Annotated in this window: 10 protein-coding genes; 6 read left to right on the forward strand and 4 right to left on the reverse strand. The window is 63.5% G+C overall.

The annotated features are described in order from the left end of the window. Positions 1-17 precede the first annotated feature (17 nt). The 3 genes from MJ205_RS12595 to MJ205_RS12605 all read right to left on the reverse strand — a co-directional run bounded on the left by MJ205_RS12595 (position 18) and on the right by MJ205_RS12605 (position 1,874). Complete coding sequence (locus tag MJ205_RS12595) at positions 18-899, reverse strand: alpha/beta fold hydrolase (protein WP_239808785.1); 882 nt, start codon at positions 897-899, stop codon at positions 18-20. Positions 900-907: 8 nt separating this feature from the next. Beyond that, positions 908-1,369, reverse strand: coding sequence for a type II 3-dehydroquinate dehydratase (gene aroQ, locus MJ205_RS12600; protein WP_239808786.1), 462 nt, complete (start codon positions 1,367-1,369; stop codon positions 908-910). A 157-nt stretch (positions 1,370-1,526) separates the two neighbouring features. Next, a complete protein-coding gene (locus MJ205_RS12605) occupies positions 1,527-1,874 on the reverse strand; it encodes a hypothetical protein (RefSeq protein WP_239808787.1) in 348 nt (115 codons plus the stop codon). 207 nt (positions 1,875-2,081) lie between these two features. On the opposite strand from MJ205_RS12605, the gene MJ205_RS12610 reads away from it, so the two are divergent. Next, a complete protein-coding gene (locus MJ205_RS12610; protein ID WP_239808788.1) occupies positions 2,082-3,899 on the forward strand; it encodes a glutamine--tRNA ligase/YqeY domain fusion protein in 1,818 nt (605 codons plus the stop codon). Between the two features lie 65 nt (positions 3,900-3,964). Here MJ205_RS12610 and MJ205_RS12615 read toward each other — a convergent pair whose 3' ends face one another. Further along, positions 3,965-5,611 carry an acyl-CoA synthetase gene (locus MJ205_RS12615; protein ID WP_239808789.1) on the reverse strand — a complete coding sequence of 549 codons (1,647 nt, stop codon included), beginning with the start codon at positions 5,609-5,611 and terminating at the stop codon, positions 3,965-3,967. Between the two features lie 134 nt (positions 5,612-5,745). On the opposite strand from MJ205_RS12615, the gene dnaG reads away from it, so the two are divergent. The 5 genes from dnaG (at position 5,746) to MJ205_RS12640 (ending at position 12,630) form a co-directional block, all read left to right on the forward strand. Continuing rightward, positions 5,746-7,809: a DNA primase gene (dnaG, locus tag MJ205_RS12620; RefSeq protein WP_239808790.1), complete on the forward strand. Its 2,064-nt coding sequence runs from the start codon at positions 5,746-5,748 to the stop codon at positions 7,807-7,809. A 347-nt stretch (positions 7,810-8,156) separates the two neighbouring features. After that, positions 8,157-10,625: an RNA polymerase sigma factor RpoD gene (gene rpoD, locus MJ205_RS12625; RefSeq protein ID WP_239808791.1), complete on the forward strand. Its 2,469-nt coding sequence runs from the start codon at positions 8,157-8,159 to the stop codon at positions 10,623-10,625. 117 nt (positions 10,626-10,742) lie between these two features. After that, positions 10,743-11,573 (forward strand): formate dehydrogenase accessory sulfurtransferase FdhD, encoded by an 831-nt coding sequence (gene fdhD / locus MJ205_RS12630; RefSeq protein ID WP_239808792.1) that lies wholly within the window; start codon positions 10,743-10,745, stop codon positions 11,571-11,573. 286 nt (positions 11,574-11,859) lie between these two features. Further along, positions 11,860-12,165 (forward strand): winged helix-turn-helix transcriptional regulator, encoded by a 306-nt coding sequence (locus MJ205_RS12635; RefSeq protein WP_027010615.1) that lies wholly within the window; start codon positions 11,860-11,862, stop codon positions 12,163-12,165. 111 nt (positions 12,166-12,276) lie between these two features. Then, entirely contained in the window at positions 12,277-12,630 is a 354-nt protein-coding gene (locus MJ205_RS12640; protein WP_133858562.1) for an FKBP-type peptidyl-prolyl cis-trans isomerase, read from the forward strand. Positions 12,631-12,685: the final 55 nt, after the last annotated feature.

Below are 12,685 nucleotides of genomic sequence, written 5' to 3' on the forward strand. Positions count from 1 at the left end.
GGTTCCAGGTGAATCAATCAGGAAGAAAGCAGCGGCAGCAGTGCCGCCATGAAAGCCTCGGGCTGCTCGTACTGCACCCAATGGCCGCTGTCCGGCAACCGCACAAAGGCCTGCAGATGGGGGGTGACCGCACGGTATTGGTGCTCCAGCGCGGGCATATAGCTTTTGTACAGGGCGTCATAAGCGCCATAGATCGCAGCGACCGGGCAGGCGATCTGCGGCAGCGACTGCGCCAGGATATCGGTGTTGGCCAGGCGCCGGCGCGGCAGGCGATCGCGCAGCACATTGCGCTGGTGCAAGGCCAGCGCCTGGTCGTCGATCTTCGCAGCATCCCAGAGCATCAGCGCGCCCAAGTTGTAGCGGTGCATCTCCAGCTGCTCGGCCGGGTCGCTCAGATGGCGCCAGCCCTTGAGGCTGAACTGCTTCTCCGGCACGACACCCATCGCCGGAGCACCGACCAGCACCAGGCGCTCGGCCGCCTGCGGGTAGGCGGCGGTCAGCATGGCCGCCGTCATGCCGCCAAACGAGAAACCCATCAACTGGCAAGGCAGCAGATCCAGCTGCGCCATGCCGGCATGCAAAGGCGCCAGCATCGCATCGGCATCGGCGCCCAGCGCTGGCGGGTCGGAATCGCCAAAACCCGGCAGATCGGGCAGCCAGAGCTCGTAGCCTTGGGCGAGCAGCGCATCGATATTGCGGATCCAGTGGGTCCAGCTGCCGCTGCCGCCATGCAGAATCACCAGGGGCAGCCTGCCAGGGCGGCGCCCGCCCCAGGTATGCCAGACCAGGGTCCGGCCTTCAAAAATCGTGGTGTGCCGTGTGGCCTGGGCCAGCAAACGCTGGTACAGCGCCGGCAAGGGCAGCAAGCCCGCCGCGCCGGTGTCTGGAACATCCGACATCGCAACCTTCAGGCCGCAGGCGACAGCAGCACCTGCGCTACCGCATCGATCGCAATGCTGTAGCCCTGCACGCCCAGGCCACAGATGACTGCCTTGGCGACGGGGGCGATATAGGAATGGTGGCGGAAGGACTCGCGGGCATGCACATTGCTGATGTGCAGCTCGATCACCGGCAGCGCCGCCCCCTTGATCGCATCCATCAGGGCCACGCTGGTATGGGTATAGGCGGCGGCATTGAGCACCACGCCGGCCAGTTGGCCTTCACGCTGCAGCTGGCCCGCTTCGTGCAGCCAGTCGATCAGCGCGCCCTCATGGTTGCTCTGGTGAAAACGCAAGGCCAGCTGGTTGCGCGCGGCCGCCTGGGCGCAGAGCTGCTCGACGTCGGCCAAGGTGTGGGCACCATAGATGGCGGGCTCGCGCAGACCCAGCAGGTTCAGGTTTGGGCCGTTCAGTACAAAAACAGTTTTCATCTCAGCTTCCACAACGGACAACAGCTGTGGATTATCCGAGCATTCCAACCGTTGCTGCATCAGCCAAGCGACAGCCGAGCGGCTGGCGCGCTGCCAGGCGCCCATAAAAAAAGCCCTGGCGGGCCAGGGCGTGGGCTGCTTGGGCAGGGCTGCTGCCTCAATAGCGGTAGTAATCGCGGTCGTGGCGATGGTGGCGGTGGTAGCGGCCGGGAGGTGGGCCGTAATACACCGGCGCCGGGCGGTAGACCGGTGCGGGGCGGTAGACCACGGCGGGAGGTGGAGGTGCCACATAGACCGGCTGGGGCGCATACACAGGGGGCGGTGCCACATACACCGGCTGCGGTGCATACACCGGCGCAGGAGCGACATACACCGGGGCTGGCACATTGATACCCACCGACCAGGACACCCGGCTGGCATGGGCGCCAGCGCTCATCAGCGCCAAGCCAGTCAGCACAGCGGCAGCGGCCCAGCGAGAGCCTTGTTTCAGCATCGAGTTGCGCATATTGATCTCCTTGCGAGAATCCCTGAAAAATGTCATTGAACTTTCAACGCGGCAAGCAGGCAGAAAGATACCAAACGCTCTGCAAATTATGGTTTCAAGAACAGCTATCCTGTTGCAAAGCGTAAATGACATGCCTTATGCAGGGTCAGAGCCCCATAAACCGCAATCCGTTCCAGCCATCAGGGTACTCCCTTAGAATACACCTCTATGAATGCACCTGCCCCGAGCGCTTCGCACAACGGTAGTGACGAAGTGGTCAAACCCACCAATTTCCTGCGACAAATCATCGAGGCCGACCTCGACAAAGGCAGCTATGCCCAGCGCCACTGGGGTGGCTCGCCTGGCGATGCCCAGCACCACCAGCAAGGCCCCGTCGACCAGGCCAAGATCCGCACCCGCTTCCCGCCCGAGCCCAACGGCTACCTGCATGTGGGCCATGCCAAGGCCATTTGCCTGAACTTTGGTCTCGCGCGCGACTTCGGCGGCGTCTGCCACCTGCGCTTTGACGACACCAACCCGGAAAAGGAAGACCAGGAGTATGTGGACGGCATCATCGATGCCGTGCGCTGGCTGGGCTTTGACTGGAAGGACCCGAGCGGCGAGCAGAACCTGTACTACGCCAGCAACTACTTCGACTTCATGCACCGCTGCGCTGTCTACCTGATCGAGCAGGGACTGGCCTATGTGGACGAGCAGTCTGCCGAAGAGATGAAGGCCAACCGGGGCGACTTCACGCGCCCGGGCGTCAACAGCCCGTTCCGCGACCGCAGCGTGGCCGAGAACCTGCAGCGCTTTGCCGACATGAAGGAGGGCAAGCTGCCCGATGGCGCTGCCGTGCTGCGCGCCAAGATCGACATGACGGCGCCCAACATCAACCTGCGCGATCCTGCGATCTACCGGGTGCGCCATGCCGAGCACCACAACACCGGCAACCAATGGTGCATCTACCCGATGTACACCTTTGCGCACCCGATCGAGGATGCCTACGAGCACATCACCCATTCGATCTGCACGTTGGAGTTCGAGGACCAGCGCCCCTTCTATGACTGGTTGCTGGACCACCTGCGTGCCGGTGGCCTGATCGATGCGCCCCAGCCGCGCCAGTACGAGTTCTCGCGCCTGAACCTGACCTATGTGATCACCAGCAAGCGCAAGCTCAAGCACCTGGTGGACAACCAACTGGTCAGCGGCTGGGACGACCCACGCATGCCCACCGTCGTCGGCCTGCGCCGCCGTGGCTACACCCCCGCGTCCATCCGCAATTTCTGCGAGCGCATCGGTGTCACCAAGGACTACGCCTGGATCGACTACGCCACGTTGGACGGCTGCCTGCGCGAAGACCTGGAAAACCAGGCCCACCGCGCGATGGTGGTGCTGGACCCGGTCAAGCTGGAGCTGAGCAACTGGGCCGAGGTGTTCGGCAGTGCCGACCACCTGGAAGCCTGCAGCCTGCCCGCCCTGCCCCACCCGGCAGAAGGCCAGGTCGCCCCCGAGCGCCACTTCACGCTGGGCCGCGAGGTCTGGATCGAGCGCGAAGACTTTGCCGAAGTGCCTCCCAAGGGCTACAAGCGCCTGTTCCCCGGTAACAAGGTTCGCCTCAAGGGCGGCTATGTGATCGAGTGCACGGGCTGCGAGAAGGATGCCGATGGCGTGATCACCAAGGTGCTGGCCACCGTGGTGCCCGACACCAAGAGCGGCACGCCTGGTGCGGACAGCGTCAAGGTCAAGGCCGCTATCACCTGGGTGGGCGTGGCCGATGGCGTGCAAGCCGAAGTGCGGCTCTACGACCGTTTGTTCACCGATCCGCAGCCCGATGCCGGCGGCAAGGACTTCCTGGCCCTGCTCAACCCCGAAAGCCTCAAGGTCGTGACCGCCTATGTCGAGCCATCGCTGAAGACGGCGCAGCCCGATGACAAGTTCCAGTTCGAGCGCTTTGGCTACTTTGTGGCCGACCGCCACGACCACCGCAGCGACAAGCCGGTGTTCAACAAGATCACCGGCCTGAAGGATTCCTGGGGCAAGTAAAGGTCAGTTCCCAGCGAGCCGATCCCAACCCGCCCAGCTTGCTGCGGCGGGTTTTTTCATGCGCATCAACTGTCTATGGCATCCGCAGACCCCGCCTGCTTGCGCAGCTCGAACTTCTGGATCTTGCCGGTGCTGGTCTTGGGCAGCTCGCCAAACACCACTGCACGCGGAATCTTGAAGCCAGCCAGGTGCTTTTTGCAGTGGGCCATGATGTCCTCCGCGCTTACCTGCGCCCCTGGCTTGAGCTCGACAAAGGCGCAGGGCGTCTCGCCCCAGCGGGCATCGGGCTTGGCCACCACGGCCGCTGCAAGCACGGCGGGGTGGCGGTAGAGCACGTCCTCAACCTCGATCGACGAGATGTTCTCCCCGCCCGAGATGATGATGTCCTTGCTGCGGTCCTTGATCTTGATATAGCCATCCGGGTCCTGCACCGCCAGGTCACCGGTGTGGAACCAGCCACCGCGAAACGCCTCCTGCGTCGCCTCGGGATTTTTCAGGTAGCCCTTCATCGCGATATTGCCCCGCAGCATGATCTCGCCCATGGTCTGGCCGTCCCAGGGCACTGGCGCCAGGGTCTCCGGATCGCGCACCTGCGCATCGCGCTGCAGGTGGTAGCGCACGCCCTGGCGGGCATTGAGGCGGGCGCGCTCGCCCACGTCCATGGTCTGCCAGTCGGCCTGCTGCGCGCAGACCATCACCGGGCCATAGACCTCGGTCAGCCCATAGACATGGGTCAGGTCAAAGCCCAGTTGCTCCATGCCCTCGATCATCGCTGCCGGCGGCGCAGCACCGGCCACCATGCATTTGACGCCGGCAGGCACGCCCTCCTTCAACGCCGCAGGCGCGTTGACCAGCAGGCTGTGCACAATCGGCGCGCCGCAGTAGTGGCTGACGCCATGCTGCTTGATCGCCGCAAAAATGGCCTGCGCATCGACCCGGCGCAGGCAAACATTGACGCCGGCGCGCAGCGCCACCGTCCAGGGAAAGCACCAGCCGTTGCAGTGGAACATCGGCAAGGTCCACAGGTACACCGCGAACTTGGGCATGTCCCATTCCAGCACGTTGCTGATGGCATTCACGGCCGCGCCCCGGTGGTGGTAGACAACGCCCTTGGGGTTGCCGGTGGTGCCGCTGGTGTAGTTCAGCGCAATCGCATCCCATTCATCGCCAGGCAGCTGCCAGTCAAAACCGGCATCGCCCTGGGCCAGCAAGGCCTCGTAGCTCAGGCTGCCCAGCCGTTCGCTGGCCTCGCCGTAGAGCGCGTCTTCCACATCCACCAGCAGGATGGGCGTCTGCGATTGGCGCAGCGCTAAGGCCTTGGCCACGACGCTGGCGTATTCCGGGTCCACGATCAGCGCCTTGGCCTCGCCATGGTCCAGCATGAAGGCAATGGTCTGTGGATCGAGCCGGGTGTTGAGCGTATTGAGCACCGCGCCCGCCATCGGCACGCCAAAATGCGCCTCCACCATCGGCGGGGTGTTGGGCAGCATCACCGCCACCGTGTCGTTCTTGCCAATGCCATGCTGCTGCAAGGCGCTGGCCAGTTGCCGGCAGCGCGCGTAGGTCTGCGCCCAGGTCTGGCGCAGCTCGCCGTGGATGATGGCCAGCCGCTCCGGGTAGACCTCGGCGGTGCGGGCGATAAAGCCCAGCGGTGTCATCGGCGTATGGTTGGCCCCATTGCGGGCGAGCCCGGTGTCAAAAATGCTGCTCATGGCGGTTGGTCTCCTGGGCAGCACTGTGCCACAGGCTGCTGACGCGAAGATTGCGCGCTGTCACGCTTTCGATAGCCGGCAATGGCCACCGACCACGGGCGGATTGGGGTGGCGGCGCGGCAGCGCAGCCCGGCATGCGCGACAATAGCCGGGTGTCCATTCCCCAGTCATTTATCCAGGAGCTGCTGTCCCGCGTCGACGTGGTCGACGTGGTCGGCCGCTATGTGCAGCTGAAAAAAGGCGGCGCCAACCTCATGGGGCTGTGCCCCTTCCATGGCGAGAAATCGCCCTCCTTCAGCGTCAGCCCCTCCAAGCAGTTCTACCACTGCTTTGGCTGCGGCAAAAACGGCAATGCCATTGGTTTTCTGATGGACCATACCGGCATGGGCTTTCGCGAAGCGGTGACCGACCTGGCCCAGAGCGTGGGCCTGCCGGTGCCCGAGGACGATGTATCGCCCCAGCAGCGCGAGCGCGCCGCGCAGGCGCGCGAAAAACAGGCCTCGCTCACCGATCTGCTCGAAAAAGCCGGAGACGCCTACCGCAAGCAGCTGTCGCAATCGCCCAAGGCCATTGCCTACCTCAAGGGCCGGGGCGTCAGCGGCATCACCGCCAAGCGCTTTGGCCTGGGCTATGCGCCCGAGGGCTGGCGCAGCCTGGCCAGCATCTTCCCTGCCTATGACGATGCCAAGCTGGTCGAATGCGGCCTGGTGATCGAATCGGACGACGGCGAAGGCAAACGCTACGACCGATTTCGGGACCGGGTGATGTTCCCCATCCGCAACGTCAAGGGCGAGTGCATCGGCTTTGGCGGCCGGGTGTTTGGCGATGAAAAGCCCAAATACCTGAACTCGCCGGAAACCCCGGTCTTTCACAAGGGGCGCGAACTCTATGGGCTGTTCGAGGCCCGCACGGCCATTCGCGAGCATGGCTATGTGCTGGTGACCGAAGGCTACATGGATGTGGTGGCGCTGGCCCAACTGGGCTTTCCGAATGCGGTCGCCACCTTGGGCACCGCCTGCACACCTGACCATGTGCACAAGCTGTTCCGCTTTACCGATACCGTGGTCTTCAGCTTTGACGGCGATGCCGCCGGCCGCCGCGCCGCGCGCAAGGCACTGGACGGCGCACTGCCCTATGCCAGCGACACGCGCAGCATCAAGTTTCTGTTTCTACCGGCCGAGCACGACCCGGACAGCTTTGTGCGCGAGTACGGCGCGGACGCCTTTGCCCGCCATGTGCATGACGCCACGCCGCTGTCACGCTTCTTGCTCGAAGTGGCCAGCGAAATGTGTGACCTGGGCCAGGCCGAAGGCCGCGCGCGCATGTCCAGCAACGCGCGCCCGCTGTGGAACCTGCTGCCCGATGGCGCGCTCAAGCGCCAATTGCTGGGCGAGATAGCCGACAAGGCCCAGCTGCCCGCTGCCGAGCTGGAAAATCTGTGGCAAAAGACCACCGCACAAGAGCTGGCACGCCAAAGCGGCGGCAGCCAGGTGGCCGCCAGCAGCGGCCCGCGCCATGCCTCCGCCTGGGATGCCCCGCAAACGGGTGCCGACAGCATGCCTGCCTATGGCGATGCGCCCCCCTGGGGCAGCGACACCACGATGGACCGCTACCCCGGCCAGCGCAACGAGCACTACGGAGAGCCACGCAGCCCCCATGGCGGCGGCAACGGCTACACCAAGCGCAGTGGCGAGTGGCGCCCCGGTCAGGGGGGCCGCAAAGGGGGTTGGCAGCCCCGGCCCGAACCACAGCCGCCGATGCCCAGCGTGGCGGTCACCCGCGAGGACCAGGCCGCCCGTCTGCTGCTGTCGCACATGGCGTTTCTGGAGAACTTCTCACCCGAAGACGCCGCCACCTTGGCCCAGCTGCCGAGTCCCCATGGCCCGCTCTTTGCCTGGGTGGAGCAGCAGTTTCTCGCCCATGGCGCCCAATCCTGGGCGGTACTGCGCGAGCATATGCGCGGTCACCCGGTCGAGGCCTTCGCAACGGTGCTGATGCAAGGCCAGCATGCGCAGATTGACGGCCCGCTCGACGAGATCCGCGCCGAGTTGCGCGACTCCCTCAGCCGCATCGTGCTGGACCAGCTCGAAGAGCAAAACCGCCATCTGGTCACCCAGGCTTCCGATCCGCAGGCGCTGCGCCGCTACCAGAGCAACTTCCACCGCATCGGCCTGCTCAAGCGCCAGGTCAACAAGTAAGCCCGGCCCTCACCGGGAGGGCCTGCAAAAATATTTGGCCCGATGGCCGTACAGGCCCTTGACATTGGGCAAAAAGGTATAATATTTGACACATCGGCAAGAGCGACAGCAGCACCTCCGGACCGGGCCCGCATGAAGGATCATGCGATTTGCCACCAGCGCAAGTGCCCAAAATACCGCAAGGACTGCATTCCAAATGATCGCCCCCACATCTTGCCTTGAGGCTTAGCGCCTCGTGCAGCCGCGTTGTTCGCCGCACTTGTTGCGATTGACCGCTGCAGTTCCCATGCGCCGGTGATGGCGCTTGCCAGTTTTCTTTGTGTGTTCTCTTTGCTCTGAGGGTGTCCATGCCAGCTACAAAGTCCGCGAAGTCGTCCGTCAAGTCGTCCACCAACACCAGCGCGGCCAAAAGTGCCAAAGCTACAGCAGCCAGCCCTGCCGCCAAACCGGCGGCCAAGCGTGCTACTGCTGCAGCAGGCAAAACCGTAAAAGCCAGTGCTGCGCCCACCCCAGCCAAGGCAGCGACGAAGAAGGTTAGCTCCGTGTCCGAAAAACAACGCCTGTCCCAGGCCGAACTGCTCAAGGCAGCCGATGCCCTGCTCAACGCAGGTGCCCCCAAAAAGCGCGCCGCCAAGAAAAGCGAAGCCGCCGATGAAGAGACCCCGGTGAAGGCCAAGGCCGCCACCAAGACTGCAGCCAAGGCCAAGACGGCCAAGGCCGAAGACGACAAGCCCAAGGCGCCTCGCAAGACGGCTGCCGCCAAGACCAAGGCCAAAGCCAAGGACAAGGGCGATGAAGATATCGACGATACCGACTTCTCGGACATCGAAGAAGACATCGCCGGCGACAGCGAAGAGGTGGTAGAGGCCTCGACCTCCTCCCCTGATGCGCCGACCGAGAAGGTCAAGCCGCTGCGCATGAAGGTCTCCAAGGCCAAGGAACGCGCGTTGATGAAGGAGTTCGGCCTCGACGAAGCCGTGCTGACCGAAGAGGAAATGTCCACCCGCCGTCAGCGCCTGAAGGCCCTGATCAAGCTGGGCAAGACCCGCGGCTACCTGACCAATGCCGAAATCTCCGACCACCTGCCCGACAAGCTGGTCGATGCCGAGACGCTGGAAGTGGTGATCTCCATGTTGAACGACATGGGGGTGGCCGTCTACGAGCAGACGCCCGACGCAGAAACCCTGCTGCTGAACAACACCGGCCAGTCCGCGACCACCGAAGAAGAAGCCGAAGAAGAAGCCGAAGCAGCTTTGTCAACGGTGGATTCCGAGTTCGGCCGCACCACCGACCCGGTCCGCATGTACATGCGTGAAATGGGTACTGTCGAGCTGCTGACCCGCGAAGGCGAAATTGAAATCGCCAAGCGCATCGAAGGCGGCCTGCAGGACATGATGCTGGCCATCAGCGCATCGCCCGCGACCATTGCCGAGATTCTGGCGATGGGCGAAGAGATCCGCGAAGGCAAGGTCGTCATCTCCACCGTGGTGGACGGCTTCTCCGACGCCGACGAAAACGACGACTACGTCGCTGAAGAAGACTTCGACGAGTACGACGAGGAAGACGACGACGACGGCAAGGGCGGCTCCAAGGCGCTGACCAAGAAGCTCGAAGAGCTGAAGAACGAAGCGCTGTCGCGCTTTGCCAAGCTGCAGTCGCTGTTCGAGCAATTGCACGCCGCCTATGACAAGAGCGGCTACGGCTCGCCGCAGTACACCAAGGTGCAGGACCAGTTGTCGGCCGAGCTGATGACCATCCGCTTTACCGCCAAGACCATTGAAAAGCTCTGCGACATGCTGCGCGAGCAAGTCGACAGCGTGCGCCAGAAAGAGCGAGCACTGCGCAAGATCATTGTCGAGAAATGCGGTCTGCCCCAAGAAAAGTTCATCCAGCTGTTCCCGGCCAACCTGCTCAACCTGCAATGGATCGAGAAGGAAGCGCAAGCGGGCAACAGCTGGAGCGCCATCATGGGCCGCAATATCCCGCCGGTGCAGGAGCTGCAGCAGAACCTGATCGACCTGCAAGCCCGCGTCGTCGTGCCGCTCGATGAGCTCAAGCTCATCAACAAGCGCATGAACGATGGTGAGCGCGCCTCGCGCAATGCCAAGAAGGAAATGATCGAGGCCAACTTGCGCCTGGTGATCTCGATTGCCAAGAAGTACACGAACCGTGGTCTGCAGTTCCTCGATCTGATCCAGGAAGGCAACATCGGCCTGATGAAGGCCGTGGACAAGTTCGAATACCGCCGCGGCTACAAGTTCTCGACCTATGCAACCTGGTGGATTCGCCAGGCGATCACGCGCTCCATTGCGGACCAGGCTCGTACCATCCGCATTCCGGTGCACATGATCGAGACCATCAACAAGATGAACCGCATCAGCCGCCAGCACTTGCAGGAGTTCGGCTTCGAGCCGGATGCCTCCATCCTGGCCGAGAAGATGGAGATCCCGGAAGACAAGATCCGCAAGATCATGAAGATCGCCAAAGAGCCGATCTCGATGGAAACGCCGATCGGTGACGATGACGACAGCCACCTGGGTGACTTCATCGAAGACAGCGCCAACACTGCGCCGGTCGATGCCGCGATGCAGGCCGGCCTGCGCGATGTGGTCAAGGACATCCTCGATGGCCTGACCCCCCGCGAAGCCAAGGTGCTGCGCATGCGCTTCGGTATTGAAATGTCCACCGACCACACGTTGGAAGAAGTGGGCAAGCAGTTTGATGTGACGCGCGAGCGCATCCGCCAGATCGAAGCGAAGGCGCTGCGCAAGCTCAAGCACCCCAGCCGCTCGGACAAGCTGCGCAGCTTCATCTGAACGTCCTCAAGACCGATCCCGGTCTTGTCCGCAAACCCCGCCTCGGCGGGGTTTGCTTTTTTGCACGCCTGCCCACGGCCCGAGTGCCGGCATTCGCTTTGCGTCACAATCAGCGCCATGTCTTCCGATCTGCCCCGCGCCGTCCAGCAACTGCCCGCCACCGTGATCACGCCTGAGGCATCGGTCTCGCGCCTGGATGCGGTTGCGGCCGAAGTGCCGGTGGCCCTGGTGTTCAACGGCATCTCGCATGCGGTGATGATGTGCAGCCCCCAGGACCTGGAGGTGTTTGCACTGGGCTTTGCGCTGTCCGAAGGCATCATCGACCAGGTGGCCGACTGCTATGGCATCGAGGTGCAGCCGCTGGCGCCTTGCGGCACGGACCCGGAAGCACCGGGCATCAGCGTGGAGATGCAGATCGCCAGCCGCTGCTTTATGCGCCTGAAGGAGCGGCGCCGCGCCCTCACCGGCCGCACCGGCTGCGGCATCTGCGGCATTGATTCGATGGACGCGCTGGACCTGGTGCCCGAGCCTCTGCCAGCGCTGGCGGATTGGGCCAGCCAGCTGGACCTGGCTGCGTTGCAGACGGCATTTTCTCAGCTGCCCGGGCTGCAGCAGCTCAACCAGCAGGCCGGCGCCGTTCATGCGGCTGGCTGGGCCACCCCCGATGGCCAATTGCAGGCCGCACTGGAGGATGTGGGCCGCCACAATGCGTTGGACAAGCTGCTGGGCCACATGGCGCAGCAACAGATGCTGGCCCAACCCGGCTTTGTGGTGATGACCAGCCGTGCCAGCTATGAGCTGGTGCGCAAATGCGCCCGCATGGGTCTGCCGGTGCTGGCCACCATCTCCGCCCCCACCAGCCTCGCCATCCAGGTAGCCAACCAGGCCGGCATGCGCCTGTTTGGCCTGTGCCGGGGTCCGCGCATGGTGCGCTACAGCGCCCATTGACCGGCTCGCTCCCCCCTGCAGACCAGGGCACGGGCCCGGGCGTGCGAGAGGGCCACTTCTGCGCTGCAGCGCCTTCTGGGCGGCCTTTGCACACTCAAAAACCGTAGCAATTGAACAACACTTAGGATGCCGCCTAGGCCCATTCGGCAGCTGCGCCTATACACCGCCGATGAAGAGCTATTAAACTTGTAGCAGATGTTGCCGCGACGCCGATCGCACCCTCTCAGTGGATTTGCATGCGAAGGCCTGGACCTCGCTCCTCAACACAGCGCAAGGAGACCCTTACATGAGCGCCAAGGAAAACACCGCCATCAACCAGCTCTTCGAGCGGTTGGAATGCCGCTACGCTTTGCGTGTGCTCTGGGCCTTGCGTGACGGGCATCCCCAGACCTTCCGCTTGCTGCAGGACAGTGTGGGCGGCATTACGCCCAACACGCTCAACACCCGCATCAAGGAGTTGCGCGAGGCCGGTTTCCTCGACCACAACAGCGATGGCTACACCGTCACCCCCTCCGGCCAGGACCTGCTCAAGCGCCTGTCCGATGTGCAGGCCTTCGCGACACGCTGGGTGGCAGCCCAGACCAAGAAGTAAATTCCCGCGCACCGAGGCCATTTTTGTCCTGCAGAGCCCGCCTTGTGCGGGCTCTGCGTTTGTGGGCGGGTATGATCGCAGCTGGTAGCAAAGCACTCACAAAGGAATCACATGACCACCGTCACCACCCCATCCGGCCTGCAGTACGAAGATACGGAAGTTGGCACCGGCGCCGAAGCGGCCAAGGGCAAGCAAGTCACCGTGCACTACACCGGCTGGCTCTACAACAATGGTGAGCAAGGCGCCAAGTTCGACTCCAGCAAGGACCGCAACGACCCCTTCGTGTTCCCGCTGGGCGCCGGCATGGTCATCAAGGGCTGGGACGAAGGCGTGCAAGGCATGAAGGTGGGCGGCAAGCGCACCCTGATCATCCCTGCGGAGCTGGGCTATGGTGCACGCGGCGCAGGCGGCGTGATTCCTCCAAACGCCACACTCAAGTTCGACGTGGAACTTCTGAAGGTCTAAGACCCACATGCCTGCGGGCCTCTGAACCACCCCCATAAGAGCTGCACATGGCGCC

The sequence above is a fragment of the Comamonas sp. B21-038 genome (genome assembly GCF_022387135.1).
Taxonomy (GTDB): domain Bacteria; phylum Pseudomonadota; class Gammaproteobacteria; order Burkholderiales; family Burkholderiaceae_C; genus Comamonas; species Comamonas sediminis.

Bases quoted from the DNA above. Each gene is read 5' to 3' on its own strand.
- rpoD (WP_239808791.1), top strand. From the start codon at position 8,157: ATGCCAGCTACAAAGTCCGCGAAGTCGTCCGTCAAGTCGTCCACCAAC.
- fdhD (WP_239808792.1), top strand. From the start codon at position 10,743: ATGTCTTCCGATCTGCCCCGCGCCGTCCAGCAACTGCCCGCCACCGTG.
- dnaG (WP_239808790.1), top strand. From the start codon at position 5,746: ATGCGCGACAATAGCCGGGTGTCCATTCCCCAGTCATTTATCCAGGAG.
- MJ205_RS12635 (WP_027010615.1), top strand. From the start codon at position 11,860: ATGAGCGCCAAGGAAAACACCGCCATCAACCAGCTCTTCGAGCGGTTG.
- aroQ (WP_239808786.1), bottom strand. From the start codon at position 1,369: ATGAAAACTGTTTTTGTACTGAACGGCCCAAACCTGAACCTGCTGGGT.
- MJ205_RS12595 (WP_239808785.1), bottom strand. From the start codon at position 899: ATGTCGGATGTTCCAGACACCGGCGCGGCGGGCTTGCTGCCCTTGCCG.
- MJ205_RS12640 (WP_133858562.1), top strand. From the start codon at position 12,277: ATGACCACCGTCACCACCCCATCCGGCCTGCAGTACGAAGATACGGAA.
- MJ205_RS12605 (WP_239808787.1), bottom strand. From the start codon at position 1,874: ATGCGCAACTCGATGCTGAAACAAGGCTCTCGCTGGGCCGCTGCCGCT.
- MJ205_RS12615 (WP_239808789.1), bottom strand. From the start codon at position 5,611: ATGAGCAGCATTTTTGACACCGGGCTCGCCCGCAATGGGGCCAACCAT.
- MJ205_RS12610 (WP_239808788.1), top strand. From the start codon at position 2,082: ATGAATGCACCTGCCCCGAGCGCTTCGCACAACGGTAGTGACGAAGTG.